Consider the following 26,712-nt stretch of genomic DNA (forward strand, 5'->3'; position numbering starts at 1 on the left):
CAAGGCCCTGGCTGGGCTAAGCGTCTCAACGCAGCCCGGGCCCCGCGCCGGGCCGAGCCCCGGGGCCCGCTCGCTGGAGGAGGTACCAAGCAATGTCTGACGTCGTGAAGAAGAAGCGCCGCTGGCCCTACGTGCTCGGAGGAGTCTTCGCGCTCCTCGTCGTCGTCGTGCTCGGGGTCCTCTGGCGGCTCGACGCCATCCTGCTGAAGACGGCGCGCGAGCAGGCCGCCACGTATTCGCAGAAGCTGGGTCGCCCGATTGAAATCGGGGACATCTCCACCCAGCTCTTCCCCACCGTGGGCGTGGAGGTGGAGAACGTCTCCATCGGCGCCGCCGAGGGCGAGGACCTGCCGCTCGCGCAGATGGCGTCGCTGGACATCAGCGTCGCGGCCGGGCCCCTCTTGTCCTCGCGGGGCAAGGACATCCAGGTGAAGAACGCCGAGCTGTCCGGCCTCACCGTCAACGTGCTGCGGCTGGCCGACGGCACCACCAACGTGCAGCGCCTGCTGAAGCGGCTGGAGGATCAGAGCCCGAAGCAGGAAGAGGAGAAGCCCGAGGACGAGTCGCAGCCCACGGACCTCTCCGGCGTGCACGTGGAGCGCGCCGCGCTCACCGACGGCACCATCCGCTTCGTGGACCGCGCGGGTGGACAGGCCGCGCGCGAGCTGGCGGTGAAGGACCTGGATATCGAAGTGAAGGACCTGCGCGCCGGCAAGCCGCTGGTGGTGGAGCTGGCCGCGGCGGTGCTCGCGGACAAGCAGAACCTCCAGCTGTCGCTGCACGCCGCGCCGCTGCCGCCCACGCTGATTCCCACGCCGGAGCGCGTGACGCTCAAGGCGCAGAAGATCGACCTGTCTCCGCTGGGCCCGTTCCTGCCTCCCGACGTGGGTCTCCAGGCCGGCACGGTGGACGCGGACTGGAAGGCGGAGCTGGGCGGCGCGGTGCCCGGGGGCAAGGGCCCCACGCGGCTCGTCGGCGTCATCTCCGCGCTGGGCCTGCGCTTCGCGGGCTCCGAGGGTGGCAAGGCGCTGGACGTGGTGCTGGACACGGACGTCGCGGGCGACATCGCCACCGGTGACTTGTCGCTCGACAAGCTGAAGCTGGACCTGGGCCCCGCGAACATCACCGGCAAGGGCCAGGTGAAGGGCCTGCTGTCGGACAAGCCGTCGGTGCAGGGCTTCGAGCTGGTGGGCCGCAACCTGGACCCGGCCGTGCTCGCCGAGTACTACCCGCCGCTGAAGAAGCAGCTCAACGGCATGATTGCCGGCCCCATCGGCCTGGAGGTGCGCGGCAGCGGCACGCAGGACGCGCAGGCCATCAACGTGGACGTGGACCTGACGCCGGTGCGCCTGCGCGTGCCCGCGCAGCTCGTGAAGAGCGCGGGCGGCGCCATGAAACTCACCGCGCGCGTGACGGGCGCGGCGGCCAGCGGCGGGGCGTTGAAGTTCGACGCGAACGCGGACCTGTCCGGCGTGGACCTGCGGCCCGGCCTGCTGGTGGACAAGTCGCCCGGCCAGCGGATGGACTTCGCCGTCGCCGGCACCTACGCGCCCGGCAAGGGCGGCGTGGGCATGAAGGTGGAGGTGCCCAAGATGACGGCGCACGTCCTGGAGGACACGGTGACGGGCAGCGCGTCGTTCGCGCTCGCGGGGGTGGGCAAGAAGCAGACGACGACGTTCTCCGCGGATGTGAAGGCCAACAAGCTGGACGCGGACGCGCTGCTGTTCGACGAGAAGGAGCTGGCGGCGCGCAACGGCGGCACCGTGCCGGCGCCGGAGTCGGCGGAGCTCCCCGCCGAGGACCCCGCGCGCTTCAACGGCTACCGGGGTGACATCCGCTTCGCGGTGGGCGCGCTGCGCTACGCCGAGATGGACCTGACCCACGTGACGGGCGTGGTGAAGATGACCGACGACCTCATCAGCGTGGAGAAGTTCTCCTCGGGCGTCTTCGGCGGAAAGGTGGCCGCGGACGGGACGACGATTCGCCTGGGCCCCGCCGCCGCGCAGCGCCCCTTCGAGGCGAAGGTGAAGGTGGACGGCGTGGAGATGGCGCAGGCGATTGCCCAGGCCACGCCGAAGAAGGTGATGACGGGCACGTTCAACGGGAACGTGGACGTGAAGGGCGTCGGCTACACGCCGGAGAAGCTCAAGGAGACGCTGCTGGGCGGCATCAGCGGCAACATCCTGGGCGGCACGCTCCTGGGCAAGGACCTGGTGGCGTCCGTCTCCGAGCCGCTCGCCAAGGCCCTGCCCTTCGCCTCCAAGGCGCTCAAGAGCGGCGAGGTGACGTCGCTGAGTGAGAACCTGCCCTTCGGCGTGCAAATCAAGAACGGCGTCGCGCAGCTCTCCAAGCCCATCACCTGGACGCGGCCGGAAGCGGCGATGAGCTTCGACGGTGGCATCAAGCTGGACGGCACGCTGGACCTCATCGGCTCGGTGGCGCTGACGCCGTCGACGGTGAAGACGCTGACGCTGGGCAAGGTGACGCCGCCCTCGGATATCCCCGTGGGCCTGAAGCTGACGGGCCCGGCGTGGAAGCCCGAAGTCACGGGCGTGGACGTGAAGCCGGCGGTGACGACGCTCGCGAAGCTGGCGGCCTCGTCGCTCGCGGGCAACCTCATCGGCGGCAAGCGCGGCGAGCAGGTGCAGCAGGTCATCGAAGGCGGCGAGGAGAAGCTGCGCGCCGACGCCGAGGCCAAGCGCAAGGAGCTGGAGGGCAAGGCCGCGGAGGAGAAGGCGCGGCTGGAGGCCGAGGCGAAGAAGCGCGCCGAAGAAGAGGCGAAGAAGCGCCTGCGCGGCATCTTCGGCAAGTAGTCCCGCGGATGCGGGCCAGGGAAGCCCCCCTGGCTCGCGTCCGGGCTCACGGCTGCTCGCTGTTGCTGGACGAAATGCGGGAGGCGCGCACCGTCATCCCCAGGGGAGGCCGGGCGCCGGTGCCCGTGGACGTGCGCATCATCGCCGCCACGCACCCGCCCCTCGACGTGGTGAATCCGTTTCGCTGATACGGCAACTGTTTCGCCTGGGTGTCGCGGGTGTTTCCCGGGGAACGACTCACTGCCCGAACGGACACGTTCTCCTCAGGCAAGGCAGTCGTGGCACGACGCTCGCAATATCGTCAGGCCCGCACGCACGACAGCCTTCTCAGGAGGGAAGTGGACCATGCTCTTCCGACAGCTCTTCGATGCGGAGTCCTCCACCTATACGTACCTGCTGGCGGACCTGGCGACGCGGGAGGCCGTGCTCATCGACCCCGTGTTGGAGCAGGCGGAGCGGGACCTGCGTCTGCTCGAGGAGCTGGGGCTGAAGCTGACAGTGGTGCTGGAGACCCACGTGCACGCGGACCACATCACCGCGTCGGGCCTGCTTCGCGCGCGCACGGGTGCGCGGGTGATGTCGTCCGCGCGGGGTGCGCCGTGTGTGGACCGGATGCTGGTGCATGGAGACCGGGTGCGCGTGGGCGAGCTGGAGCTGAGCGTCCTGGAGACTCCGGGGCACACCGACGACAGCCTCAGCTTCCTGTGTGACGGGCGCCTCTTCACCGGCGACGCCCTGCTCGTTCGCGGCACGGGCCGCACCGACTTCCAGAACGGCGACCCTGGGCAGCTCTACGACTCCATCACCCAGGAGGTCTTCACGCTCCCCGACGCGACGGAGCTGTACCCCGCCCACGACTACGCGGGCTTCACCGCGTCCTCGGTAGGCGAGGAGAAGCGACACAACCCCCGCCTCGCCGGCAAGTCGCGCGAGGACTTCATCCGCTTCATGAACGAGCGGCGGATTCCTCCGCCGAGCAAGCTGGACGTGGCGGTCCCCGCCAACCGCGCCTGCGGTCTGGACTTCGAGCCTTCGTCTCCGTCCTCCGCATGACGTGACGCACCCTCGGGTACGTTCTTCCACAGAAAGCATCGCGCACTTCCCCCGTTGACCCGTGACGCCGCCGCGTCGAGAGTCCTCGGCATGACGCTGAGACCCATCGCAGAAGTGGGCGCCGAGCTGGGCCTGGCGCCCGACGACGTGCATCCCTGGGGAACGAACCGCGCCAAGGTGTCCCTCGGCGCGCTCGGCAAGCAGGGGGACCGGCAGGGCCGACTCGTGCTCGTCTCCGCCATCAACCCCACGCCTCCGGGCGAAGGGAAGACCACCATGTCCGTGGCCCTGGCCATGGGCCTGCGTCGGCGCGGACGCCGGGCCGTCGCGGCGCTGCGAGAGCCGTCGCTCGGTCCCGTCTTCGGCGTGAAGGGCGGAGGCACCGGCGGCGGACAGTCCAGCCTGGAGCCCGCGGCGGACATCAACCTGCACTTCACCGGCGACCTGCACGCGATTACCAGCGCCAACAACCTGCTCGCCGCGCTGGTGGACAACGCCGTGTATTACGGCCAGCCGGTGGCCATCGACTCCACGCGCGTGCGGTGGCGGCGCGCGATGGACATGAATGACCGGTTCCTGCGCAACGTCATCATCGGCCTGGGCGGCAAGGCGCACGGCGTCCCTCGCGAAGCCGCGTTCGACATCACCGCCGCCAGCGAGGTGATGGCCATCCTCGCGCTGTCGGAGAGCCTCAAGGACTTGGAGGAGCGCCTGGGTCGCGTCGTCGTGGGCCACTCGCCGGACGGCAAGCCGGTGCGCGCGCGCGACGTGGACGCGGCGGCGGCCATGGTGGCGGTGCTGAAGGACGCGCTGATGCCCAACCTGGTGCAGACGCGCGAGGGCGGCCCGGCGCTGGTGCACGCGGGGCCCTTCGGCAACATCGCGCACGGGTGCAGCTCCGTGGTGGGCACGCGGATGGGCCTGGCCTACGCGGACGAAGTCGTGACGGAGGCGGGCTTCGGCTTCGACCTGGGCGCGGAGAAGTTCCTCGACATCAAGTGCCGCAACACCGGCCTGTGGCCCCGAGGCGTCGTGCTGGTGGTGACGCTGCGCGCGCTGAAGTACCACGGCGGCGCACCGCTCGCGCGCGTGGCCGAGCCGGACAGCGCCGCGCTGGCGCGAGGTTTCGCCCATCTGGAGAAGCACCTGGAGTCGGTGAGCGCCTTCGGCCTGCCGGCCGTGCTGTGCGTCAACCGCTTCCCGCAGGACTCGGAGTCGGAGCTGGACGAGCTGCGCGCCTTCGGCAAGGAGCGCGGCGTGGAGATGGCCGTGTGCGAGGGCTTCACGCGCGGAGGAGAAGGCGCGCTGGAGCTGGCGGACCGGGTGCTCGCGATGCTGGACGCGACGGACGCGGCCCCGCCGACGCCGCGCTTCCTCTACGACGTGAAGCAGTCCCCCGAGGAGAAGGTCCGCGCGATTGCCCGCACGGTGTACGGCGCGGAGGACGTGGCCTTCACGGCGTCCGCGCGCAAGGACTTGGAGATGGTGCGCGAGCTGGGCGGCTCCGAGCTGCCGGTGTGCATGGCGAAGACGCACCTGTCGCTGTCGGACGACCCGACGAAGCAGGGCAGGCCTCGCGGCTTCACGCTCACGGTGCGCGAGGTGCGCCTGTCCGCGGGCGCGGGCTTCATGGTGGCGCTCACGGGCGACATCCTCACCATGCCGGGCCTGCCTCGCGAGCCGGCCGCGCGGCGCATCACCGTCCACGAAGACGGCCGCATCACCGGGTTGATGCAGGGCGAGTAGCCGTCGCCCCGTGCACCGACAAGCACGAGCGGCCCGGGTGTCGGGCCGCTCCAGTGCTCACACGCGGAACGACGTGGACAAATCCTGGAGGCGGCCGAGCGTGGCGTTGATCTGCATCACCGCCTCCTCCGCCGTCATGGTGGAAGTGACGACGTCCGCCATCATCGAGGACAGCTGCGTCATCACCTCGGTCATCTGGGCGATGCCCGCGTTCTGCTGGGTGACGGAGGCGACAATCTGGCGCGCGGCCTGACTGCTCTCCTGCACCACCGTGGTGATTTCCTTCAGCGAGCTGGCCGAGGACAGCACCTGCTCGATGTTCTCCTCCATCTTCTCGCTGTCGCCCTCCGCGATGGACGTCGTCTGGCGGATGGCCTGGTTGATTTCGAGGAGAATCTTGCCGATGCGCTGCGTGCTCTGGAGCGACTGACCGCTGAGCGCGCGCATCTCCCGCGCCACCACCGCGAAGCCCCGGCCCTCTTCACCCGCGCGCGCGGCCTCAATCGCCGCGTTGAGCGCCAGCACGTTGGACTGGTCCGCCAAATCCTTCACGCTGCTGATGATTTCGCCCGCGTGCACGGCCTGGTCGCTCAGGTGCGCGATGCTGCCCACCAGCGTGCCCACCCGCTGACGAATCTGCTGCATGCCCTCCGCGCTCTGCTCAATCGACCGCTGGCCCGAGGAGCTGAACGCATCCGCCTGCGCCGCCACCTTCAACACCATCTCCGCGCGGCTGGCCGCCATGCTGGAGGTCTGCGCGATTTCGGCGATGGTGGTGCTCGCCTCGGTGAGGCTGCGGGACTGGTCGGTGAGGAAGTTCACCTGGTCCTGGCTCGCCTTCGTCAGCCGCGTGGCCGCCGAGGACAGCTCCGTCACCACGGACTGGAGCGTCGTGGGCACCTCGCGCAGGCGGTTGACCATGACCTGGAGGCTGCGGCCCAGGTCGCCGATTTCGTCCTGCGCGGACGTGTCGATGGGTTGGGTCAAATCCCCCTGGTGGGCGATTCGCTGCGCCACCGCCGTCAGCCGCGCCATGGGCGCCGCCACTTCCCGGTGCAGCCAGATGGACAGCGCCACCATCAGCGCCAGGCACACCAGCGACAGCGCCCCCACCAGCCACGAGGCGCCACCCGTCAGCACCACCGAGAAGATGACCGCCAGGAACACCGCGGCCACGGCCGGAGACAGCATCACTTTCTGCTTCAGCTTCAAACTCACCGAGCCCCCTCCCGCGCCATGCCGCTGTCCAACCCGGCCAGGCCAAGGCGGTTGAAGCGCGGCTCACTCAAGAGCCTGCTGCGCCAGCTCATGTCGCCATCCTTCCGTGGGGCCCCGAGGACCCCCTGAAGTTCGGACGGACCGGTGATCCGCCGAAGCGCAGGATAGCCAACTGAACACTGGCTGCTAAGCCTCCCCCAAAAGGTCATCCCACAGTGTCAGCTGAGGGGTTTCCACCAGTCTGGGTTAAAAAAGACACCATGCCTGGATGGATCATCAAAGGGTGTCCAGACGCCGGCAGCCCTCGATGCGGAGGACGAAGTCGGCGCCGAAGGCCCCGGCGGGGGTGAGGGCGCCGGGGGAGGGCTGGGCGAGCAGCTCCTCGATGGCGTGGAGCCCGGCGCGGGCGGTGAAGAGGTAGCCCTCGGGGACCTCCAGCCAGGCCTGGGCGGAGCGGCCGTCGGGGGCGCGGGCCTGGGCCCAGACCTGGGAGCGGGTGGACAGGCGCATGTCGGCGGTGGGGCCCTTCACGCGGGACTCGACGAGCTTCATCAGGCCGTCGCGCACGGGGCCGACCTTCAGGAGCTGGCGGAGGGCGGGGTAGGTCCACCGCAGGGCGCGGGCGGAGGACGAGGGGAAGGCCATGTAGGTGGTGATGTTGGGGATGCCGGTGGTGCGGTAGGCGGTGGAGAGGTCGCCCCAGGGGATGGGCATCACGGTGCGCTCGCGGTCGATGAAGCGCTGGGGGCGGGCGCCCTGTCCCATGGGGTAGGGCTGGAGGACGCCGTCGCGGCGGACCTTGCCGCCCTCGGGGAGTTGGAGGAGGGCGGACTTGGTGGTGCCGGCGCTGGCCTGGGAGCCGGCGGCGATGGCGATGTCCAGCTCGGTGGCGCCAGGGACCAGGTCGGCGACGTAGCGGGCGAGGCAGTCGGTGGGGACGACGTCGAAGCCGACGCCGGACATGAGCGAGACGCCGCGCTCCTTGGCTTCGGCGTCATGGCGGAAGGAGCCCTCGAAGACAGGAATCTCGCCGGTGATGTCCAGGTAGTGGGTGCGCGAGGCGAGGCAGGCCTGGCGCATGGGTTCGCTGGTGTGGATGAAGGGCCCGGCGGCGTGGAGGACCAGGGGCAGGCCCTCCATGGCGGCGGTGAGCTGGCGGGCGTCATCCAGGGCGGCGGGACGGACCTCCAGGCCGAGCGCGTCGGCGAGGGGTGCCAGCTTCTCGCGAGAGCGGCCGGACAGCACGGGGCGGTGGCCACGACGCACGGCCTCCTCGGCGATGAGGCGGCCGGTGTAGCCAGAGGCGCCATACAGCAACCAGCGGGGAGTCGAGCTCGAAGTCGTCGTCACGGCCAGCGACGCTAGCAGGCACGCCGAGCGCGGGACGGAGTCTCCGTGGGCCCGCTCTGCTATCTGTCAACGGCCTCAACACTTCCATCTCCACACCGGAGGCATGATGCGGCGGCGGCTTTGCTGGGCCCTCTTGCTGGGAACCGGGGTCGGCCTCCTGGGGTGCGCGAGCCCGAACCCCTGGGTTCGGGTTGCTCGTCGCGCGGACGGACTCCTCGTCGTGCAGGGCCCCGCCGCCGGCCCGTTCGAAACAAAGGAGGAGCTGGCCCAGAACGCCTGTGAGCTGGTGACGGCACAGCCGGGCGCCGCCACGGGCAGACTCGGCGTGGAGTATTGCGTGCTTTGGTATTACGCGAGGGACGCGCGGCAGTACTTCATCAGCTACCTGTCCGATGTCGGGGGAAACCGGGCGAGCGGCAAGAAGTACTGCGAGGTGCCGAGAGCCCTCGATGCTTCGCATCCAGGAGGCGTGTTTCTCCTCGGGCCTGGCCATGGCCATCCGCACAATCGCCAGTTCTCAGCGGAAGACCTGGGCGCCGGACGCGAGCCAGGGTGGTCCCCACTGGGGCCCTCGCGGTTCCATGATAAGGGCACCGGCCGAACCTGGGACCGGGAGCTCCTGGTGTTCTTCAAGGAGTGGAGCGGCACCTGCACGACCTATAGCTACAACTACGCCACTCGGGTCGTGTCCGCCCTGCGCGAAGGTGTCTGGGTTCCCATCGGGAGAGTCGAGGGGAACTGGGGTGACCTCAAGATGTTCGAAGGCCAGGACTGGCTGCCATGACGCGGAAAGCATCCATGCGACGAACCCTTCTCGCGGTCGCTTCTCTTGGCGCGCTCGGCGGCTGCTCCTTCTTCGGCTACTACAAACCCGAGAAGCCGCGGTGGGCTCCGCCGGAGCAGGCCCGCGCCATCGACTTCCCGGACTCATTCGAAGCAGGCATCCACCTGACGGGGCCCATGGCCTCGGCGATGGAAGTGGCCATGAGCGACTTCCTGCCGCCAGGAGGCAAGCTCAAGGGTCACCGCACCGACCCACGTCTGGATGAGTGCCTGTCGCGGCGAAGCACCTACGAGACCTTCATCCTCCAGGCTCGCGACGACCTCTACTTCGTCCGGTTTTCACCGGTCCTGAGCCGCTGCGGCCTGGACGTCCCCATCCTGGACGGCGGCGCGGTCTATGCCGTCGACAGTCTGGGCCAGATTCTCGACGTCCACTGAGTCCACGTCGGCAGGCTGGCAACCCGCCCCACCGTCACCGGGCCACGGCGACTTCGGACCGGTGATTCACGTGCGCGTCCTCGACGCACACGAGCAGCGCGCGCAGGGCCGAGGGGGACGGCGCCGTCAGGAGCGCCTCACGCAGCCTCGCGTTGCGCAACAGCGCGCCGATGCGCGCCAGCACGCTCAGGTGCAGCCCCGCCGTGTCCGGCGGCGACACCATGCCCACGAAGATGCGCCCCTTCCCCCCGTCGGCCTCGCCGAAGTCCACGCCCTGGGGATGGATGCCCACGCAGGTGACGATGCGCGGCACGCCGACGAGCCGACAGTGCGGCACCGCCACGCCCCCCACCATCGCCGTCGAACCCAGCTGCTCGCGCGCCAGCAGATGCGCCGCCAGCTCCTTCGGGGACACCCGCGCCCGGGCCGCCATCAGCCCCGCCAGCTCGTGCACCACCCCCACCCGCTCGCGCGCCTCCAACGTCAGGCGGACAGCTTCGACCTCCAGGAAATCAGTCCACCGCAGCATGGCTCACCTCCTCGGGCCCACCGCTGCCTCCCGAGTCGCGCAGAGATGTGTCCACCGCCGCGATTCCGCATCCCTCTTCTGTTTTTCTTCGAGCCCACTGCACACTTCTCTCGGGTTTTCCGGGGTCAGTCCCTTCGACCCCGCCTCGCTCGCCTTTTCTCAACCTCGTCGAAGGCGACTCCACCTCTCACCGCATCATCGAAGGAGGACCGCGAGCGCACCGGGAGACGCGGCCCGCTCCACGCCCCGTCTCACGCGTCGCAAGTCCTTGGACCTGCTCGGACCGATGTTTGTGCGAGACATCCACCTCGCCCTCCAGGGCAGTCCCCTCACGGCGCGAGAACGAGCTCGTTGCGAAGCGGCTGGTGCGCCTCCTCCACGCTGACGAGCAGCTCGCGCATCGCTCCGGCGGAGGGCGCGGCCAGCAGCTCCGCCCTCAGCCGCGCATCACTCAACAGCGTCGCGATGCGAGAGAGCACGTTGAGGTGCAGCCCGGCCGTGTCCGGTGGCGACACCAGGCCCACGTAGATTCGCACCAACCCCTCCTCGGGCGCGCCGAACGCCAGGCCACCCCGGTGGATGCCCAGACAGGTGACGATGCGCCCGGCGCGCGCATGGCGACAGTGCGGCACCGCGACTCCGCCCTCCATCGCCGTCGCGCCGAGCTGCTCGCGCGCCAGCAGGTGCACCGCCAGCTCTCGCTGGGGAACCCCCGCGCGGGCCGACATCAACCCCGCCAGCTCATGCAGCACCGCCACCCGCTCTCTCGCGTCCAGCGACAGGCGGATGGCCTCCACGTCCAGGAACTCGGTCCACCTCAACATGCGGTCCTCCCAGGGCGGCACGACACCGCCACGCACTCGCGAACCCCCGGCCCTTCGCGCACGAGCCCCCTTGCCTCACCCCATCGCCGCCACGCGCTCGCGTCCGGACAGGACGATGCACGCGGCCAGCACTCGCGCCGTGAAGGCATCCCGCTCGTCGTCGTCGAACGCCCGCGCGAGTTGCTCGGGGTCGTCATCCAGGAACAGCGTGGAGCCCAGCCGGTCATACACATGCGCCAGCACGCCTCGGCAGCACGAGCACCGCCGAGCGCCGCTCAATGCATGTTCAGCACGCGCCCGAGCCTCGGCCAGCCGCTCCACGCCCAGCAGGCGCACCGCCTTGAGCGGCGCCTCACCGAGCGACGGACCGACCTGCTCGGCGGCCAGCGCGTGGAACAACGGCAATGACTTCACGAAACGGGGCAGCCACATGGGTCCTCCGTGCCGGGCCTTGATGACCCGCGCACGTGCCTTCCCATCGCATCCTCCGTGCCACCTCCGCCGACGCCAGACGCGCGGAATCCCAAGCCTTTTCCCGAGCGGCCTCCGACAGCACCGTGCAGACCGCAACCCGGAGCCCCACGCGGCCCGGCACATCGCGAGGTCTCCCCGGTGCCCGCTCGCCTGCCCGCTCATCCGCTATGGCATCCTGCGCGCCCATGAAGCCCCTCCACTCCGCCCTCCTCTTCTGCGCGCTCTTCTGCGCCTGCGACGACGACTCCTCCCCGAACACTCCAGACTCGGGCACGCAGGTCGAGCGCGGCCCCCGCGCGATTCCGCTCGAAGGCGACCCCAACGGCCTGTTCTGGGACGCCACCACGCAGACGCTCTACATCGCCGACGACCAGAACCACCGGCTCCTCAAGTACCGCGATGGGGAAGGCGTCTCGGTGGCGGCCACGCTGCCGGACGCGCCCGCCAACAGCCCCAACCTGGGCGAAGTGGTGCGCATGCAGGACGGCACCCTCGTCACCGTGCGCTTCGGCTTCGGCAACGCGGGCGCGGTGTTGTTCGTGCGTCCGGACGGCACCCCGGGCACCGTGCCGGGACTCCCCATCAACCGCCGTCGCATCGGCCTCACGGTGACGAAGGACGGCCGGCTGCTCGACAGCTACTTCGTGCGCAACAACAACGTGAACGTGGGCTCCGTGGCGCACGTCACGCTGGAGGGTACCGAGACGGAGCTGGTGGGCGCGCTCCAGAAGCCCGTGGGCGTGCTGGCCGTGGAGGACTCGCTCTACATCGCCGACCAGATTGCCGGGAAGGTGTACCGCTCTCCGCTGTCCAACCCCTCGGAGCTCACGACGCTCGCCACCATTCCGGAGCCGGACCTCCTGGCCCTCGGGCCCGGGGGCGCGCTGCTCACCGGCACGCGTCAGGGCGCGGTGCTGCGCATCTCCACCACCGACGGCTCCACGTCCGCGCTGGCCACGGGCTTCCAGCAGGTGCGCGGGCTCGCGTACGACGCCGTCAACCGCCGCATCTTCGCCGCCGACCACGACGACGACGAGACCAACGGCACCACGCACTTCCTCCAAATCATCCCGGTCGACTGATGCGCTCCACACCGTGGTTGTTGCTCTGGGGGCTGGCCTCCGCGCCGGCGCTCGCGGACGAGGCGTGGGTGCGGCCAACGCTCGTCGGTGAGCTGGATTACCGTCAGCACGCCTCGGACGTGGAGGGCTTCGACGGCTTCACCCTCGCGCGCCTGCGCCTGGGCGCCGAGGCCCATCCCCTGCCCTGGCTGGTGGCGCGCGGCGTGGCGGAGTGGGCCCAGGAGAAGCCCGCCCTCATCGACGCCTTCGTCGCGGTGACGGTGCTTCGGGACGTGAGGCTGTCACTCGGCTTCAACAAGACGCCGCTGTTCCCCAGCGCGCACGACGAGCACCTGGAGGCCCGCGCCATCCCCGAGCTGTCGGGCCTGACGCAGTCCTTCTGGCCTCGGCGAGATTTGGGACTGGAGGCGCGGTGGACGCCCACGGGCCTGCCGCTGGAGACCTGGGTGCGCGTGGGCAACGGCTCGCGCAGTCCGCTGGGCAATGACAACCAACTGCCCGCGCTGGACGTGCGCGTGGATGGCCGGTGGGGCCGCTCGGCGGGAGTGCCGGAGTCCTCCTGGGGCGTGCGCGTGGGCGCGGGGGCACACGTGGAGAGCGCCTATGACCGAGCGGGCATCGGCGGCATCGGCCCGCAGGGCTTCGTCTACTACCGGCCGCCGCCCGTGAGCGGAACGCGCACCGTGACGGAGGCGCACGCGCGCCTGGACGTGGGGCCGGTGCGAGTGGCCGCGGAGGCCGCCGCCGCGTGGGAGCGGCGCTCGCGCGACACGGATGGAAACCCGGGGACTCCGCGTGAGGCCCTGCCCGAACTGGAGAGCCAGGGCGCGTCGCTGGAGGTGTCCTGGGTGGCCTGGGGAAGGCCGCGCAACGAAGGCCCCCTGTGGCCCCAGCCGAAAGACGAGGTCTCCCAGTCCCTCCAGGCGCTGCGCGAGGGACAGGTCCCCGAGGGTGCGCTGGAGGTGGCCGCGCGCGTCGAGCGACTGTGGCTGGGCCGAGGCGCCTCCGATGTGCAATCCGGTGGCGCATCGAGCGCGGCCCTCGCCGTGCGCTGGTGGACCACGTCCTTCCTGGGCGTGGGCGTCGCGGGGTACCTGCAGCGCTACGACACCGCGCCGCTCGAGGAGCCGGACCGCCGAAACACCTGGCTGGTGCTGGCGCGCACGACGGTGAGCTTCCACTGAAGTGACTCCAGCGAGCGCCTCCCGGTCCTCACGTGCCGGGGGCGCCGCTTCGTGCGCGGGGCACGTCCATGCGGCGCGGGGCGCTCCGCTCCTCCAGCGCAAGGCACGCCGCTTCAGCGCAGGGCGCGCCCGTGCAGCCGGGCCTGCTCCCGACACTCGCCCTGGCACTCGGGGAAGAGCAACAGGAAGCGGGCCTGCTCACGGCAGCGCGGCACCAGCCCGCTGTGCAGAGGAGTCGAGCACAGGCGCTGGAAGCCCGCCCACGCATCGTCGAACACGGCGGCGCGGTCCTCGGGCGCCAGCGTCAGCACGGCGCGGCGCTCCGAGGCCAACCAACCGACCACGACCGCCAGGGCCGCGCCCAGCCCGAGTACCCACAGCAAGTCCCTCCACCAGGGACGCGCCAGGGAGACGGGCTCCGGCGCGGAGGCGGAGGACACGACGGACAGGTGCGACTTGGGACGCATGACGGCGACAGCAGGGGCAAGCCCCGTGCCGCGCGGTGGTGCGAGTCTCCCGAGGGACGTCGCGCCTGAGAGCCCCACGGCCGTTGCATTCGGCAAGCTCGCTCGCGAGGAGCCGTGCATCGCGCAAGCCTTCCCGAGTGGAGGGCTTCAGCGCACGGCGTTGCGCAGCACGGGGTCCAGCTCCTGACGGCACGCGTCGTCACACTCGGAGAAGCGGAGGATGAACTGCGCCTGCTTCTGGCAGCGCTGGAGGAGGCGGGGGCCGGCGTCGCCCAGACACATGAGGTGGAAGCTGTCGCGCGTCTCGTCGAAGAGGGCCTGGCGCTGGGCGGGGGACATGGCGTTGATGGCGCGGTTCTCGCCGCCCTGGAGATAGCCCCACACGACGGCGAGCACCGCCAGCACGATGCCCAGTGTCACCCCCTGGCGGAGGCGCTTCTGGTTGCGAGTGGGGGGCCTGTCGCGGGTGAAGATGTTGTCCTCGCCACCCTCGTCGTTCCCGGTCGAACCCATAGGCCCCTGTTCCACCGCAAACCGGCGACCAACGCCAGCATTGGTTGCTTCCGGTGTGAACGAGCCGTCACCGTTGACGGGGTTGCAGCCTGCACGAAAGGGCCGGGTCCGGGTTGCGGACCGCACGGAGGGGGTGAGGGGGCGGCGTGGAAGTCCCCGTGAGGACTCGCGCCGTGCAGGTCACACGGCCGGGCGCGGGTGATGCCATTAGAATCGAGGCATGGATGGACAGGTGGAACAGGTCCCCGTTTCCGGGGAGCGCCCGATGCGGGTGCTGGTGGTGGACGACGAGCGCAACATCCGCCACACGCTGAGGGTGTGCCTGGAGGGGTTCGGCTGCGAGGTGCGTGAGGCGGCCACGCCCGAGGCGGCCCTCGCCGCGCTCGCCCAGGCACCAGCCGACCTGGCCTTCGTCGACCTGCGGCTGGGCTCCGCGAGCGGCTTGGATTTGCTGCCGAGGCTGCTCGCCGAGTCGCCCAACCTGGACGTGGTGCTCATCACCGCGTACGCGACGTTCGACACGGCGGTGGAGGCGGTGCGGCGGGGGGCGCGGGACTACCTGCCCAAGCCCTTCACGCCGGCGCAGATACGGCATGTGTTGGACCGCTCCAGGGAGCACCGTGCGCTGTCGTCGCAGTTGGAGAGCCTGGAGGGGCAGCTCGCGCAGGCGGTGCCGGAGGCGACGCTGGAGACCAGCTCGCCGGTGATGCACGCGGCGATTGGACTGGTCTCCCGCGCGGCGACGGCGGATGCGGCGGTGCTGCTGCGAGGCGAGAGCGGTACGGGCAAGGGCGTGCTCGCGAGGGCGTTGCACTCGATGAGCGCGAGGCGGCGGCGGCCGTTCGTCACGGTGAACTGTCCGACGCTGTCGGAGCAGCTCCTGGCGAGCGAGCTGTTCGGCCACGTGCGGGGAGCCTTCACCGGGGCGGTGAAGGACCAGCCGGGGCGGGTGGAGCAGGCGGAGGGCGGCACGCTGTTCCTGGATGAAATCGCGGAGATGAGCCCCTCGCTCCAGGCGCAGCTGCTGCGGTTCCTCCAGGAGAAACAGTTCGAGCGACTGGGCGAGGGCCGCACGCGCAAGTCGGACGTGCGCGTGGTGGCGGCGACGAATCGGGACTTGGAGAAGGACGTGGCGGAGGGACGGTTCCGCGAGGACCTGCTCTATCGGCTCAACGTCATCGAGGTGAAGCTGCCGTCGTTGCGGGAGCGGCCGGAGGACTTGTTGTCGCTGGCGAGGCGCTTCGTCGCGTTCTTCGCGAAGGCGGCGCAGCGGCCGACGACGCCGGAGTTGTCACCCGCGACGGAGAAGATGCTGCTGGCGTATCCGTGGCCGGGCAACGTGCGAGAGCTGCGCAACGCGGTGGAGCGAGCGCTCATCGTGTGGCCAGCGGGAGTGCTGGAGCCGCAGGCGTTTCCGGAGCGAATCGCCGCGGCGGCGGGTTCGGTGGTGACCTTGGGTGGGCCGCACACACTGGAGGAGGTGGAGCGCGAGCACACCCTGCGCGTGATGACGTCCGCGCCGACGCTGGACGAAGCGGCGAAGGTGCTCGGCATCGACGCGTCCACGCTGTGGCGCAAGCGCAAGAAGTACGAGTCCGGAGGCAAGGGCGAGGGCTGAGCTGGCGAGGGCCGGCCCCAGACCACGGTCACGACACGAGAGGCTTCAACAACCCGGCCTGCTCCAGAAGCTCGCGCACCGTCTCGGCCAACGCCACATGCTCTGGATTGCTGGCCGTGAAGCGCTCGGGAGTGAGGATGATGAGGGTGCCCTTGTCCTCCACGGGCTCGATGCGCACCGGAGCAGGCAGTGGCGGCACCGTGCCTCGATGGCGAGCGAGATACGTCACCCAGCCGATGTAAGGGGCCTTCGGAACGCGGCGAGGCTCGACCAGATCACGGTGAGCGTGCGACATGGCCACGCCCCAATCTGGCTCCCAGGCGCTCGCGGTTGCGCGCAGCGTGTCCGCCAGCACGGACGCGGTCAGAATGCGACTCGCGGACAGCCTCCGATTCGGCAAGCCGAACACGCAAACATTGCGCACCGCATCGGTGTACCCACCGCAGAGGATGTCGAAATCAGCCGCGTCCCCGTCTTCAGTCGCACCGTTCCAGCCTCGAATGCGAAACCCAAGGTCTTCAAACACTCGGTCTCGACCTCGAAGGACGAGCTTCTCCAATTCCATGGGGCTCGGGGCAAGAGGTCGCTTCAACGCATCCTTGCGCGACTTCCCGAGTTGAAACCATCGCGCGAATGCGGGGTCGGCATCAGCAAGCGCGCTCAGGAACCTCGCCAGACGATGGGCGCACTCCTGCGCCGTTTCCTTCCGGGCTCCCCAGTAGACGCCAGCGTAGTAGGTCTCATCCACGTTCACGGGTTCCTCACATCACCGGGGGCGTAAACACCACCTCGATACTTGCCGCATCGTAGTTGGCCAGCAGCTTCCGAATCGCATTCGCAGCCGCCTCTTCCGCGATGTGCCACCGTATCGGGGTATTGGTGGGACGGGCGGCGCGGAGCTGGCGTTGGGCCTGCTCTACAAGAGCCTTTGCGCCTGAGTTCTTGAACCACCGTTTCGGGTCGAGTCCCTCGAAGAACTTGGCATAGCCCAGTCCCTTCGCCTCCAGCAGCACTTCGTCCTTGAACCCATCGAACTTCACGCCACCGCTGCTATTGCCGACTCCACCGACCCAGTATGCCTCGTCGGCGGAGTGCCCCGTGATTTGTTCCTGGTAGCGCCGGGAACGGGGCGACATGGATTCCTTGACCGGTCCCCACTGGCCGGGGCCACTCGCTGGCCCTCCTTGCTTCGCCGCCGGGCTCGCTCGTTGAAGGATGATGGCCGCGCCAGGACCGCCGCTCAGCACCGCCGCCGCGCGTCCCACCGGCACCGCCACGATTCTCATGGAGAGCGCCCCCTGCGCCGAGAGCGACAGCACCGGCACCTCGGCCGTCGCGAACGTCGCTCCTTGTAGCGTGCGCGTCGCGGCGGAGGTCGTACCCCATGTGGCGATGAGATTCGTCACCAGCTTGGAGACGGCCTGCACCTGCTCGCCCCGCGTCATGTACCGGAAGCGCTCCACGTACTCAGGGGACGAGGCCAGCAGTGCCGCCACGGCAGCCGGCATTTGCCTCAGCGCCGCGAGGTTGGCCTCGGGTGACGTGGAGACGAACTGTCCCACCGCCATCGCCAGCCCGACGAAGGCCTCCTCCGCTCCGTCCAACGTGCGACTGATGACGTCGGCATCATCGTGGACATCCGCCATCGGGAAGCCATCCACCTCCCGCAGGTCCGCGCCCAGCGCGCGGAAGACTCCCGTGCGCCCGTCGTAGAAGCGGCCCAACTCGAAGCCGTGCGCGCGGAAGGAGTCCTCCTTCCACTCCACCGGGCCCACACGCTGCTGCGTCCTCCCGCTGCGCACCCACGCGAGGCACCCATCAGGCCGGAGCACCGCCAGTTGCGTGAAGCGCTCTACCTTCCTCGCCAGCTCCGCCCTCGACACTTCACCCGCGTCCATCACCTCACGCAGCATGAAACCCACGGCGACCCGCGCCGGGAACTGCCCCAGCGTCACTTCCTTGCCCAGCAGCCCCCGCAGCAGCCTCGCCGCCTGGGTCGCCGTGAGTGACTCACCCGACACGGGCCTCTCGTCGTGCTCCTCCAGCCCCGCGTCGCGCAGCAACGCATCGAACGCGTCACCGCCCGCGCCACCGACATGCCGGGCCTCCAGGGAGCCTCTCTCCGGCCCCCGCTCCCCCAACAACGCGGACCGCTGCTGGAACGTGCCCCTCCGCGTCGAGGGTTCGACTCCAGCGCAGCCCGTGACGAGCAGCGCTGCGCACAGCAGACAAAGGCCAGCACGCATTCCTCACCCACCTGCTTCCCTCACGAGAGGCAAGCAGCGTGAATGCTGGCATTTACCCCTGACAAGGCGCACGGCGACTTCAACGGAAAGCAAACCTCCAACGTCACGCCGACACGCTTTCGCGTTCCACCGTCCCGTGAAGCCCCTTCCCGGTCTCCTGTCCACTTGCCCACGAGTCGCGCCCAGCCGAGCCCTCCACTGAAGCGCTCCCCTCCCCGCTCCCCCAGGCGAGACATGGCGAGGGAGCTTGCGCGCCCATGCCTGTGATTGCCACGACCCGCATGCATGCGGACCGTTGTGCGGCGACCTCAACGACACACCAAGGAGCGCACCCGTGGACGTCATCGACCTCTTGATTCAACAGCACCGCGAAGTCGACGCCTTGTTCCTGGCGTTCCGCAACGCCTCGGACGACACGAGCAGGAAGGAGCTCTGCATCCAGCTCGCGGAGGCCCTCATGCTGCACTCCACCATCGAGGAGCGCTGGGTCTATCCCAAGGCCACGCGCATCGTGGGCGACGAGAAAATCGAGCACGCGGAGCAAGAGCACCAGGAGATGACGAAGCTCCTGGGCGACATCGTCCGCATGCGCGACGACATGAACTTCGTGAAGGCCAAGGTCGACTCGCTGGAGAAGGTGGTCAAGCGCCACATCGCTGACGAGGAGAAGAACATCCTCCCGCAGGTCGCCCAGAACATCACCGAGAAGGAGCTCGGCATGTCCTGCAAGGACCTCGTCCGCGAGGCCTCCAAGATTCGCCGCGAGGAGATGAAGGACTGGGGCGAAGCCTCCGTGTAACGCCGTGAGCAGCACTCCCGCCCGTGCCTCCCACCAGGAGCACGGGCGGGAGCGTCACCCCGGCTCCACCGCCGTCGGCTGCGGAAGCGTGAACCAGAACGTGCTCCCACGTCCCGGCGCGCTCACCACGCCCAGCTCGCCGCCGTGCGCCTGGACAATCTCTTTCGCGATGGACAACCCCAGCCCCGCGCCGCCCACGGGAGCACCGGGCGCGCGGTAGAACTTCTCGAAGATGCGCCCCTGCTGCTCCGGCGCGATGCCTTCTCCCGTGTCGCGCACCTCGAAGCGCACGCGCGTCCCCTCGCGAGCCACACGCACCTCCACCTCGCCTCCCCCCGGCGTGTGCTTCACCCCGTTGCCCACCAGGTTGCCCAGCACCAACCCCAGCCGGTCCGGGTCCACGTCCACCGCCTCCACCTCCAGCCCCACCTGCTTCGCCAGTCGAACCCCGCGCTCCGCCGCCGCCGCGCGCTGCGAGTCCAGCGCCGCCTCCACCAGCTCCTCGGTGGACACCCGCCGCACCTCCAGTCGGAGCTGCCCCGCCTGGATGCGAGACAAATCCAGCAGGTCATCGACGATGCCCTGCAAGCGCTCGCAGTCCTCACGCGCCGCGAACAGCAGGTCCGCCTGCTTCTCCGTCACCGCGCCCACCATGCCCTCGGCCACCAGGTGCACCGCCATGCGCAGCGAGGTCAGCGGCGTGCGGAACTCATGCGCCACCGTGGCCACCAAATCGTTCTTCAGCTCGTCGAAGCGCCGCAGCCGCGTCACGTCCTGGAGAATCACCGTGGCGCCCACGACTTCGCCCGTCTCTCCGTACACCGGACTCCCACGCGGCAGGAGCCACCGGTCGCCATCCGCCAGCTCCACGCGCACGGCCTCTTCGTAGCCCCGGGGCTGATACGCGCCCTTCCCGCCCAACACGTGGCCCCGCACGCGCTCCAGCACCTCGCGAGCCTCCGGCACCACCCGGCCCAGCACGTCCCCGCCACCCTCCAGCGACAGCTTCAGCACGTCCTCCGCCGAGCGGTTGACGTTGAGCAACACCCCATCCGCGCCGAACACCACCACCGGGTCCGGAAGGCTGTCGATGGCCGCCTGCGACGCGGCCTGCGCCTGGAGCAGCTCGCCCAGGCTGCTCTGGCGATACTGCTGGAGCGCCTCCGCCATCGAGTTGAAGTCCTGCCCGAGCTGCGCGATTTCGTCCGTCCCCTCCACCACCGCGCGCACCGCGTAGTCCCCTCGTCCCAGTCGCCGCACCGCCTGCGACAACACCGACACCGGCCGCAGCGCGCGATGCGTGAGGGACGTGGAGGCGAACAACCCCACGCCGAAGGCCGCGAGCACCGCCAGCACCATCAGCGTGTTGACCCGGTCGCTCTGCCGCCGCAGCTCCTCGCTCTTGTGCACCATCGCGTCCTGGTTGAGCGCCAGGACGGCGGACGCCGCGGACTTCACCTCGCGGAAGGCGGGCTCGATGCTCCGGAAGTACACCGTCTTGCGCTCCGCCTCCGACGCCTGCGCGAGGAACACGTCATACGCCGCCTGATAGCGCTCCCAGCCCGCGCGCAGCCGACGGGTGGACTCGGCCTCGCCCGGCTCGGTGACGTTGCCTTCCTGAAGGCGCAGCTCCGACTCCAACCCCTGACGCTGCGCGGCCTGCTGCGCCTGTCCCCGCTCCAGCTCGCCCGCGACGATGAAGAGGGCGGCGCTGTCCATCCGCTCCAGCTGCTCGGTCATCCGCTGCGCCGCGAGCACGCTGCGGTAGTTGTCCTGGAGGATGCGCTGCCCCGAGCGCCCCAGCCGCGCCAGCGTGACGACGGCCACCACGCCCACCAGCACGAGCGCGAGCGCCAGCGGGGCCTGGGCCAGCAGCAACCGGAGCCGCAGCGTCATGAGCGCTTCTCCTCGGGCGCGGGGTCGAAGGCCACGACGTGGATGTCGAAACCCTCACCCTCGCGCAGCAGCCGCACGTCCGCCGCGCGCCCCAGCGCCCGCTTCCACCAGGGCTGATGCGAGCGACCCACCATGATGTGGCCCACGCCGTGCGAGCGCGCGAAGTCGAGGATCGCCTCCACCGGGTCCTTCGAGCGCAGCCGCACCACCTCCGCCCCCAGCTCCTTCGCCTTCTCGATGTTCGTGAGCAGGTGCCGCTGCGCCTCCGCGTCGATGAGGTGCGGCGCCTCGCGCGGCGTCTCCACGTACACCACGAACCAGTCCGTGTTCAGCCGTCCCGCCATGCGCGAGCCGCGTCGCAGCAGCGTCGCCGCGCGCGGAGGGTGGCTCGACAGCGCCACCAGCACCCGTCCCCACGCCGCGCCCTTCTGTGAGCCTTCATCTCCCTTGCGCGACGGCAGCCCGGCGGTGGCGCGGTCCAGGCTCTCCGCCACCTCGCGCAGCGCCAGCTCGCGCAGCGTGGACAGGTTCTCTCCCTTGAAGAAGCGCTCCAGGGCGTGCGGCACCTTGTCCTCCGCGTAGATTTTCCCCGCTTTCAGGCGCTCGTGCAGGTCCTCCACCGCCAGGTCCAGGTTCACCACCTGGTCGGCGCCCTTGAGGAAGCTGTCCGGGAGCGTCTCGCGCACGGTGACGCCGGTGGTGCGCTCCACCAGGTCATTGAGGCTCTCCAGGTGCTGCACGTTGAAGGCGCCGATGACGTTGATGCCCGCGTCGAGCAGCTCCTGCACGTCCTGGTAGCGCTTGCGGTGCCGGCACACCGGCAGGTTGGTGTGGGCCAGCTCGTCCACCACCGCGACCTGCGGCTTGCGCGCCAGCACCGCGTCCAGGTCCATCTCCTCCACGGTGACGTCGCGGTACGTGTGCGCCTTGCGAGGCACCACCTCCAACCCGTCCACCAGGGCCTCGGTCTCCTTCCGGGCGTGCGTCTCCACGAAGCCCAGCACCACGTCCACGCCCCGCCGCTTCAGCGCGTGCGCCTCTTCCAGCATGCGGTACGTCTTCCCCACGCCGGCCGCGAAGCCGATGTAGAGCTTGAGCCGACCGCGCCGGCCCCGCTCCACAAGCTCCAGGAAGTCCTCCGCGCGCGAGCGTCGCGTCATCGTCACCCTCGGACCTCCACCGTGGAGGCGCGAGCGACAATGCCCGCGCCTCCACGCGAATGCATGAGGAGAATGGACTCCGTCACTCGGGAGTCACCGCGCCCATCGGCTGCGCGGGCTCCGAGGCGAGCCGGCCGAACTGCCGGTCCAGCGCCAGATTCAACAGCAGCACGTTGACGCGCTGCTCGCCCAGCACGCCGAGCGTCCGTCCCTCGACATGCGAAGCCACCACCGCGAGCACGCGCTCCGGTGCGACTCCACGTGCCTTCGCCACGCGCGGCGCCTGCCAGCGCACCGCCTCCGGCGACAGGTGCGGATCCAACCCCGAGGCCGACGTGGTGACCAGCTCCCCGGGCACCAACCCAGGCGCGTCCGGATTCTCGCGACGCAGGCGCTCGACGTCCGCGGTGACGCGCTCCTGGAGCTTGCGCGACGTCGGCCCCAGGTTGCTGCCCGAGGACGCCGCCGCGTCGTAGCCCGCACCGGCCGCCGAGGGACGCGGCTGGAAGTAGCCCCCCTGGGTGAAGCCCTGGCCAATCAGGGCGCTGCCCACCACGCGGCCCTGCTCGTCCTTCACGAGCGAGCCCTGGGCCTCGGCGGGGAACAACAGCTGCGCCACGCCGGTGACGGCGAGCGGGTACAGCACGCCGGTGAGCACCAGCGTGACGACGCAGGCGCGCATGGCGGTGAGGAGAGTGGAGACCATGATGTGAAGTCCTTTCACGTTCAGGACAGGCCCACGGCCGTGAGCAACACGTCCAGGGCCTTGATGCCGACGAAGGGAACGATGACGCCACCCAGCCCGTAGATGAGCAGGCTGCGCCGCAACAGGGCCGCCGCGCCGAGCGGGCGGTAGCGCACGCCACGCAACGCCAACGGGATGAGCGCGATGATGATGAGCGCGTTGAAGATGACCGCCGCCAGAATCGCGCTGTAGGGCGACGACAAGCCCATCACATTGAGCGGAGCAATCTGGGGGAACACCCCCATGAACAGCGCGGGGAGGATGGCGAAGTACTTCGCCACGTCGTTGGCGATGGAGAACGTCGTCAACGTGCCGCGAGTCATCAGGAGCTGCTTGCCCACCTCCACCACCTCCAGCAGCTTGGTGGGGTTCGAGTCGAGGTCCACCATGTTCCCCGCCTCCTTCGCCGCCTGCGTGCCGGTGTTCATCGCCACGCCGACGTCGGCCTGGGCCAGCGCGGGCGCGTCGTTGGTGCCGTCGCCCGTCATCGCCACCAGCTTGCCCTTGGCCTGCTCGGTGCGGATGAGCGCCAGCTTGGCCTCGGGCGTCGCCTCCGCGAGGAAGTCATCCACCCCCGCCTCACGAGCAATCGCCGCCGCCGTGCGCGGGTTGTCTCCGGTAATCATCACCGTGCGAATGCCCATGGCCCGGAAGCGGTCGAAGCGCTCCTTGATGCCGCCCTTCACCACGTCCTTCAGGTGGACGATGCCCAACAGCCGCGAGCCCTCCGCCACCGCCAGCGGAGTTCCGCCCGCGTCTCCGATGCGCCCCGCCGCCGCCGCGAGCTCCGCCGGCACCGCGCCGCCCTGCGCCTGCACGTGTTTGACGATGGCATCCACCGCGCCCTTGCGGATGCTGCGTGGCTTCGGGTCCACCAGGTCACACCCGCTCATGCGCGTCTGCGCGGTGAACGGGACGAACGTCGCCTGGTGCGCCAGCAGCTCGCGCGGACGCATCTTGTACGTGTCCTTCACCAGCGTGACGATGGAGCGGCCCTCGGGCGTCTCGTCCGCCAGACTCGCGAGCTGCGCGGCCTCCGCCAGGTCCTCCATGCGCACGCCCGGCATGGGCAACAGCTCCGTCGCCATGCGGTTGCCCAGCGTAATCGTGCCCGTCTTGTCGAGCAGCAGCGTGTCCACGTCCCCCGCCGCTTCCACCGCGCGGCCACTCATCGCCAGCACGTTCTTGCGCAGGAGCCGGTCCATGCCGGCGATGCCGATGGCGCTCAACAGGCCACCAATCGTCGTGGGGATGAGGCACACCAGCAGCGCCACCACGGCCGTGCCCGACAGCGGCACCCCGGAGTAGAGCGCCAGCGGCACCAGCGACACACACGCCAGCAGGAACACCACCGTCAGGCCCACCAGCAGGATGTGCAGCGCTATCTCGTTCGGCGTCTTCTGCCGGGCCGCGCCCTCCACCAGTCCAATCATCCGGTCCAGGAAGGACTCGCCCGGGTTGACCGCGATGCGCACCACGATGCGGTCCGACAGCACCTTCGTGCCACCCGTCACCGCCGAGCGGTCTCCACCAGACTCGCGAATCACCGGCGCGGACTCGCCGGTAATCGCGGACTCGTCCACGCTGGCGATGCCCTCCACCACCTCGCCGTCGCCGGGGATGAGGTCGCTCGCCTCGCAGACCACGAGGTCCCCCTTGCGCAGGTCGGACGCGGGCACCCGCTCCTCACGCCCGTCCGTCAGCTTCCGCGCGGTGGTGTCCTTGCGCATCTTGCGCAGCGCACCGGCCTGGGCCTTGCCACGACCCTCCGCCACGGCCTCCGCGAAGTTGGCGAACAGCACGGTGAACCACAGCCACACCGCCACCGCCACGGTGAACCACAGCGGCGCGCCATCGGTGTGCGGCGAGACGAGGTCCTTCACCACGAACACCGTGGTGAGCAGGCTGCCTGCCCACACCACGAACATGACGGGGTTGCGCGCCACGTCGCGCGGGTGGAGCTTCTTCAGACTGTCCAACAGCGCGGGCTTCAACAGGGACGCGTCGAGGAGCGACGCCGGTTTGGAGGATGCGGAGCTCATGGCTCAGTAGACCTTTCCGGCCCCGGCGAGGAAGTGCTCGACGATGGGGCTCAGGGAGAGCGCGGGGAAGAAGGTGAGCGCACCGACGATGACCACGATGCTCACCAGCAGGCCTGTGAACAGGGCGCCATTCGTCGGGAAGGTGCCCGGACCCGCCGGCACCACCTTCTTGCCCACCATGGAGCCGGCGATGGCCAGCGCGGGGACAATCATCAGGAAGCGCCCGCCGAGCATGGCCAGCCCCAGCGAGAGGTTCCAGAACGGTGTGTTCGCGTTGAGGCCCGCGAACGCGCTGCCGTTGTTCGCCGTGCCGCTGGTGAACGCGTAGAGAATCTCCGTCAGGCCGTGCGGCCCCGCGTTGTTGAGCGAGGACACACCCTGCGGGAGCACCGCCGCCACCGCGGACATCCCCAGGATGAACACCGGGAAGATGAGCACGTAGAGCATCGCGAGCTTCATCTCCCTCGCCTCAATCTTCTTGCCCAGGTACTCGGGCGTGCGGCCCACCATCAGTCCGGCGATGAAGACGGACAGCACCACCATGATGAGGATGCCGTAGAGGCCCGCCCCCACTCCGCCGAAGATGACCTCGCCCAGCTGCATGTTGACCAGCGGCACCAGCCCGCCCAGCGGGTTGAAGCTGTCGTGCATCGAGTTGACGGCGCCGCACGACGCATCCGTGGTGACGGTGGCGAAGAGGGCGGACGCGGTGATGCCGTAGCGCACCTCCTTGCCCTCCAGATTCCCCGCCTGCGCCACGTGCGCGGAGGCCACGGCGGCGTTGGGCTGGGACTCGGCGGCGTACGCGGCGGTGACGCCCGCGAGGAAGAGGATGGACATGGCCGCGAAGAGGGCCCAGCCCTGCTTCGTGTCCCCCGTCATCTTCCCGTACGTGTACGTCAGCGCGGAGGGGATGCAGAAGATGAGCAGCATCTGCACCAGGTTGGTGAGCGGCGTCGGGTTCTCGAAGGGGTGCGCGCTGTTGGCGTTGAAGAAGCCGCCACCGTTGGTGCCCAGCATCTTGATGGCCTCCTGCGAGGCCACCGGACCCATGGCGAGCGTCTGCTTCGCGCCCTCCAGCGTCGTCAGCTCGGGGTACGGCGAGAGGTTCTGCAACATGCCCTGCGAGACGAAGAAGAGGGCGGCGACGAAGCTCAGCGGCAGCAGCACGTAGAGCGTGCCGCGCACCACATCCACCCAGAAGTTGCCCAGCGTCTTCGCGCCCTCGGGCCCCGGGCGACGCGTGAAGCCTCGCGCCAGCGCCAACGCCACGCCGAGTCCCGCCGCCGCGGAGACGAAGTTCTGCCACGCCAGCCCCACCATCTGCGTGAGGTAGCTCATGGTGGACTCACCGGCGTACGACTGCCAGTTGGTGTTGGCGACGAAGCTGGCCGCCGTGTTGAACGACAGCTCCGGGCCCACCGCGCCCAGGCCCTGGGGATTGAGCGGCAGCACGTGCTGCATGCGCTGGAGCCCGTAGAGGATGACCATGCCCAGCGCGCTGAAGGAGAGCAGCGCGCCGCAGTACTCCACCCACGTCTGCTCGCGCCGGGCGCTGGCGCCCGTCAGCCGCAAGAGCACGCGCTCCACGGGACCGAGCACGCGCGGCAACGGCTGCGTGTCTCCTTCGAAGACACGGAAGAGGTAGAGGCCCAGCGGCTTCGTCAGCGCGAGCAGCAGGGCGAAGAACAACACAATCTGCAACCAACCGATGAGGGTCATGGCGGGGTCC

Annotated in this window: 24 protein-coding genes; 10 read left to right on the plus strand and 14 right to left on the minus strand. The window is 69.7% G+C overall.

Annotation, left to right across the window (positions count from 1 at the left end; all coding sequences use genetic code 11):
- The first annotated feature begins 92 nt into the window (after nucleotides 1–92).
- The 4 genes from ACN469_RS15205 to ACN469_RS15220 all read left to right on the plus strand — a co-directional run bounded on the left by ACN469_RS15205 (nucleotide 93) and on the right by ACN469_RS15220 (nucleotide 5,612).
- Nucleotides 93–2,813 carry an AsmA family protein gene (locus ACN469_RS15205; RefSeq protein WP_498768488.1) on the plus strand — a complete coding sequence of 907 codons (2,721 nt, stop codon included), beginning with the start codon at nucleotides 93–95 and terminating at the stop codon, nucleotides 2,811–2,813.
- Between the two features lie 8 nt (nucleotides 2,814–2,821).
- The gene (locus ACN469_RS15210) at nucleotides 2,822–3,001 is read left to right on the plus strand and encodes a hypothetical protein (RefSeq protein ID WP_498768490.1); all 180 of its coding nucleotides are present in this window, start codon (nucleotides 2,822–2,824) and stop codon (nucleotides 2,999–3,001) included.
- A gap of 157 nt (nucleotides 3,002–3,158) precedes the next feature.
- Nucleotides 3,159–3,866 (plus strand): MBL fold metallo-hydrolase, encoded by a 708-nt coding sequence (locus ACN469_RS15215; protein WP_498768492.1) that lies wholly within the window; start codon nucleotides 3,159–3,161, stop codon nucleotides 3,864–3,866.
- A 90-nt stretch (nucleotides 3,867–3,956) separates the two neighbouring features.
- Complete coding sequence (locus tag ACN469_RS15220) at nucleotides 3,957–5,612, plus strand: formate--tetrahydrofolate ligase (protein WP_498768494.1); 1,656 nt, start codon at nucleotides 3,957–3,959, stop codon at nucleotides 5,610–5,612.
- 57 nt (nucleotides 5,613–5,669) lie between these two features.
- Here ACN469_RS15220 and ACN469_RS15225 read toward each other — a convergent pair whose 3' ends face one another.
- Nucleotides 5,670–6,830: a methyl-accepting chemotaxis protein gene (locus tag ACN469_RS15225; RefSeq protein ID WP_498768496.1), complete on the minus strand. Its 1,161-nt coding sequence runs from the start codon at nucleotides 6,828–6,830 to the stop codon at nucleotides 5,670–5,672.
- A 276-nt stretch (nucleotides 6,831–7,106) separates the two neighbouring features.
- Nucleotides 7,107–8,180 carry a saccharopine dehydrogenase family protein gene (locus ACN469_RS15230; protein WP_498768498.1) on the minus strand — a complete coding sequence of 358 codons (1,074 nt, stop codon included), beginning with the start codon at nucleotides 8,178–8,180 and terminating at the stop codon, nucleotides 7,107–7,109.
- A 220-nt stretch (nucleotides 8,181–8,400) separates the two neighbouring features.
- Between ACN469_RS15230 and ACN469_RS15235 the strand changes: the two genes are divergently transcribed.
- Nucleotides 8,401–8,964, plus strand: coding sequence for a hypothetical protein (locus ACN469_RS15235; RefSeq protein WP_498768500.1), 564 nt, complete (start codon nucleotides 8,401–8,403; stop codon nucleotides 8,962–8,964).
- 14 nt (nucleotides 8,965–8,978) lie between these two features.
- Nucleotides 8,979–9,401: a hypothetical protein gene (locus tag ACN469_RS15240; RefSeq protein ID WP_498768501.1), complete on the plus strand. Its 423-nt coding sequence runs from the start codon at nucleotides 8,979–8,981 to the stop codon at nucleotides 9,399–9,401.
- 34 nt (nucleotides 9,402–9,435) lie between these two features.
- Here ACN469_RS15240 and ACN469_RS15245 read toward each other — a convergent pair whose 3' ends face one another.
- The 3 genes from ACN469_RS15245 to ACN469_RS15255 all read right to left on the minus strand — a co-directional run bounded on the left by ACN469_RS15245 (nucleotide 9,436) and on the right by ACN469_RS15255 (nucleotide 11,186).
- Nucleotides 9,436–9,930, minus strand: coding sequence for a PTS sugar transporter subunit IIA (locus ACN469_RS15245; protein ID WP_498768503.1), 495 nt, complete (start codon nucleotides 9,928–9,930; stop codon nucleotides 9,436–9,438).
- A gap of 329 nt (nucleotides 9,931–10,259) precedes the next feature.
- Nucleotides 10,260–10,754, minus strand: a complete 495-nt coding sequence (locus tag ACN469_RS15250) for a PTS sugar transporter subunit IIA (RefSeq protein WP_498768505.1) — start codon at nucleotides 10,752–10,754, stop codon at nucleotides 10,260–10,262.
- A 75-nt stretch (nucleotides 10,755–10,829) separates the two neighbouring features.
- On the minus strand, nucleotides 10,830–11,186 hold the full coding sequence (locus tag ACN469_RS15255) for a hypothetical protein (RefSeq protein ID WP_498768507.1): 357 nt from the start codon (nucleotides 11,184–11,186) through the stop codon (nucleotides 10,830–10,832).
- A 227-nt stretch (nucleotides 11,187–11,413) separates the two neighbouring features.
- On the opposite strand from ACN469_RS15255, the gene ACN469_RS15260 reads away from it, so the two are divergent.
- Together ACN469_RS15260 and ACN469_RS15265 are read left to right on the plus strand one after the other, a co-directional pair.
- Nucleotides 11,414–12,310 carry a YncE family protein gene (locus ACN469_RS15260; RefSeq protein WP_498768509.1) on the plus strand — a complete coding sequence of 299 codons (897 nt, stop codon included), beginning with the start codon at nucleotides 11,414–11,416 and terminating at the stop codon, nucleotides 12,308–12,310.
- On the plus strand, nucleotides 12,310–13,494 hold the full coding sequence (locus tag ACN469_RS15265) for a putative porin (RefSeq protein WP_498768511.1): 1,185 nt from the start codon (nucleotides 12,310–12,312) through the stop codon (nucleotides 13,492–13,494). The genes ACN469_RS15260 and ACN469_RS15265 overlap by 1 nt, the downstream gene beginning before the upstream one ends.
- A gap of 113 nt (nucleotides 13,495–13,607) precedes the next feature.
- Here the strand turns inward: ACN469_RS15265 and ACN469_RS15270 are convergent, their stop codons facing one another.
- Nucleotides 13,608–13,961, minus strand: a complete 354-nt coding sequence (locus tag ACN469_RS15270) for a hypothetical protein (protein WP_498768513.1) — start codon at nucleotides 13,959–13,961, stop codon at nucleotides 13,608–13,610.
- A gap of 147 nt (nucleotides 13,962–14,108) precedes the next feature.
- Nucleotides 14,109–14,474, minus strand: coding sequence for a hypothetical protein (locus ACN469_RS15275; protein WP_498768515.1), 366 nt, complete (start codon nucleotides 14,472–14,474; stop codon nucleotides 14,109–14,111).
- 265 nt (nucleotides 14,475–14,739) lie between these two features.
- On the opposite strand from ACN469_RS15275, the gene ACN469_RS15280 reads away from it, so the two are divergent.
- Nucleotides 14,740–16,092: a sigma-54-dependent transcriptional regulator gene (locus ACN469_RS15280; protein WP_498768551.1), complete on the plus strand. Its 1,353-nt coding sequence runs from the start codon at nucleotides 14,740–14,742 to the stop codon at nucleotides 16,090–16,092.
- Between the two features lie 28 nt (nucleotides 16,093–16,120).
- On the opposite strand, the gene ACN469_RS15285 is transcribed toward ACN469_RS15280, so the two are convergent.
- Both ACN469_RS15285 and ACN469_RS15290 read right to left on the minus strand, forming a co-directional pair.
- Nucleotides 16,121–16,840 carry an immunity 52 family protein gene (locus tag ACN469_RS15285; RefSeq protein WP_498768517.1) on the minus strand — a complete coding sequence of 240 codons (720 nt, stop codon included), beginning with the start codon at nucleotides 16,838–16,840 and terminating at the stop codon, nucleotides 16,121–16,123.
- Nucleotides 16,841–16,853: 13 nt separating this feature from the next.
- Complete coding sequence (locus ACN469_RS15290; protein WP_498768519.1) at nucleotides 16,854–18,338, minus strand: Tox-REase-5 domain-containing protein; 1,485 nt, start codon at nucleotides 18,336–18,338, stop codon at nucleotides 16,854–16,856.
- Nucleotides 18,339–18,672: 334 nt separating this feature from the next.
- Here ACN469_RS15290 and ACN469_RS15295 point away from each other — a divergent pair, with 334 nt between their 5' ends.
- Nucleotides 18,673–19,137 carry a hemerythrin domain-containing protein gene (locus ACN469_RS15295; protein ID WP_498768521.1) on the plus strand — a complete coding sequence of 155 codons (465 nt, stop codon included), beginning with the start codon at nucleotides 18,673–18,675 and terminating at the stop codon, nucleotides 19,135–19,137.
- A gap of 54 nt (nucleotides 19,138–19,191) precedes the next feature.
- On the opposite strand, the gene ACN469_RS15300 is transcribed toward ACN469_RS15295, so the two are convergent.
- The 5 genes from ACN469_RS15300 to kdpA all read right to left on the minus strand — a co-directional run bounded on the left by ACN469_RS15300 (nucleotide 19,192) and on the right by kdpA (nucleotide 26,702).
- On the minus strand, nucleotides 19,192–21,033 hold the full coding sequence (locus tag ACN469_RS15300; RefSeq protein WP_498768523.1) for an ATP-binding protein: 1,842 nt from the start codon (nucleotides 21,031–21,033) through the stop codon (nucleotides 19,192–19,194).
- Nucleotides 21,030–22,193 (minus strand): sensor protein KdpD, encoded by a 1,164-nt coding sequence (locus tag ACN469_RS15305; RefSeq protein ID WP_498768553.1) that lies wholly within the window; start codon nucleotides 22,191–22,193, stop codon nucleotides 21,030–21,032. The genes ACN469_RS15300 and ACN469_RS15305 overlap by 4 nt, the downstream gene beginning before the upstream one ends.
- Before the next feature lie 82 nt (nucleotides 22,194–22,275).
- Nucleotides 22,276–22,899: a potassium-transporting ATPase subunit KdpC gene (gene kdpC / locus ACN469_RS15310; protein ID WP_498768525.1), complete on the minus strand. Its 624-nt coding sequence runs from the start codon at nucleotides 22,897–22,899 to the stop codon at nucleotides 22,276–22,278.
- 20 nt (nucleotides 22,900–22,919) lie between these two features.
- Nucleotides 22,920–24,980: a potassium-transporting ATPase subunit KdpB gene (gene kdpB / locus ACN469_RS15315; protein ID WP_498768527.1), complete on the minus strand. Its 2,061-nt coding sequence runs from the start codon at nucleotides 24,978–24,980 to the stop codon at nucleotides 22,920–22,922.
- Nucleotides 24,981–24,983: 3 nt separating this feature from the next.
- A complete protein-coding gene (kdpA, locus tag ACN469_RS15320) occupies nucleotides 24,984–26,702 on the minus strand; it encodes a potassium-transporting ATPase subunit KdpA (protein ID WP_498768529.1) in 1,719 nt (572 codons plus the stop codon).
- Nucleotides 26,703–26,712: the final 10 nt, after the last annotated feature.

This window comes from Corallococcus terminator, from assembly GCF_049194865.1.
GTDB lineage: Bacteria > Myxococcota > Myxococcia > Myxococcales > Myxococcaceae > Myxococcus > Myxococcus terminator_A.

Excerpts from the sequence above, each read along its gene's own strand:
- ACN469_RS15205 (WP_498768488.1), top strand. The coding sequence starts at position 93 with ATGTCTGACGTCGTGAAGAAGAAGCGCCGCTGGCCCTACGTGCTCGGA.
- ACN469_RS15210 (WP_498768490.1), top strand. The coding sequence starts at position 2,822 with ATGCGGGCCAGGGAAGCCCCCCTGGCTCGCGTCCGGGCTCACGGCTGC.
- ACN469_RS15215 (WP_498768492.1), top strand. The coding sequence starts at position 3,159 with ATGCTCTTCCGACAGCTCTTCGATGCGGAGTCCTCCACCTATACGTAC.
- ACN469_RS15220 (WP_498768494.1), top strand. The coding sequence starts at position 3,957 with ATGACGCTGAGACCCATCGCAGAAGTGGGCGCCGAGCTGGGCCTGGCG.
- ACN469_RS15240 (WP_498768501.1), top strand. The coding sequence starts at position 8,979 with ATGCGACGAACCCTTCTCGCGGTCGCTTCTCTTGGCGCGCTCGGCGGC.
- ACN469_RS15245 (WP_498768503.1), bottom strand. The coding sequence starts at position 9,930 with ATGCTGCGGTGGACTGATTTCCTGGAGGTCGAAGCTGTCCGCCTGACG.
- ACN469_RS15250 (WP_498768505.1), bottom strand. The coding sequence starts at position 10,754 with ATGTTGAGGTGGACCGAGTTCCTGGACGTGGAGGCCATCCGCCTGTCG.
- ACN469_RS15255 (WP_498768507.1), bottom strand. The coding sequence starts at position 11,186 with ATGTGGCTGCCCCGTTTCGTGAAGTCATTGCCGTTGTTCCACGCGCTG.
- ACN469_RS15260 (WP_498768509.1), top strand. The coding sequence starts at position 11,414 with ATGAAGCCCCTCCACTCCGCCCTCCTCTTCTGCGCGCTCTTCTGCGCC.
- ACN469_RS15265 (WP_498768511.1), top strand. The coding sequence starts at position 12,310 with ATGCGCTCCACACCGTGGTTGTTGCTCTGGGGGCTGGCCTCCGCGCCG.
- ACN469_RS15270 (WP_498768513.1), bottom strand. The coding sequence starts at position 13,961 with ATGCGTCCCAAGTCGCACCTGTCCGTCGTGTCCTCCGCCTCCGCGCCG.
- ACN469_RS15275 (WP_498768515.1), bottom strand. The coding sequence starts at position 14,474 with ATGGGTTCGACCGGGAACGACGAGGGTGGCGAGGACAACATCTTCACC.
- ACN469_RS15280 (WP_498768551.1), top strand. The coding sequence starts at position 14,740 with ATGCGGGTGCTGGTGGTGGACGACGAGCGCAACATCCGCCACACGCTG.
- ACN469_RS15290 (WP_498768519.1), bottom strand. The coding sequence starts at position 18,338 with ATGCGTGCTGGCCTTTGTCTGCTGTGCGCAGCGCTGCTCGTCACGGGC.
- ACN469_RS15300 (WP_498768523.1), bottom strand. The coding sequence starts at position 21,033 with ATGACGCTGCGGCTCCGGTTGCTGCTGGCCCAGGCCCCGCTGGCGCTC.
- ACN469_RS15305 (WP_498768553.1), bottom strand. The coding sequence starts at position 22,193 with ATGACGCGACGCTCGCGCGCGGAGGACTTCCTGGAGCTTGTGGAGCGG.
- kdpC (WP_498768525.1), bottom strand. The coding sequence starts at position 22,899 with ATGGTCTCCACTCTCCTCACCGCCATGCGCGCCTGCGTCGTCACGCTG.
- kdpB (WP_498768527.1), bottom strand. The coding sequence starts at position 24,980 with ATGAGCTCCGCATCCTCCAAACCGGCGTCGCTCCTCGACGCGTCCCTG.
- kdpA (WP_498768529.1), bottom strand. The coding sequence starts at position 26,702 with ATGACCCTCATCGGTTGGTTGCAGATTGTGTTGTTCTTCGCCCTGCTG.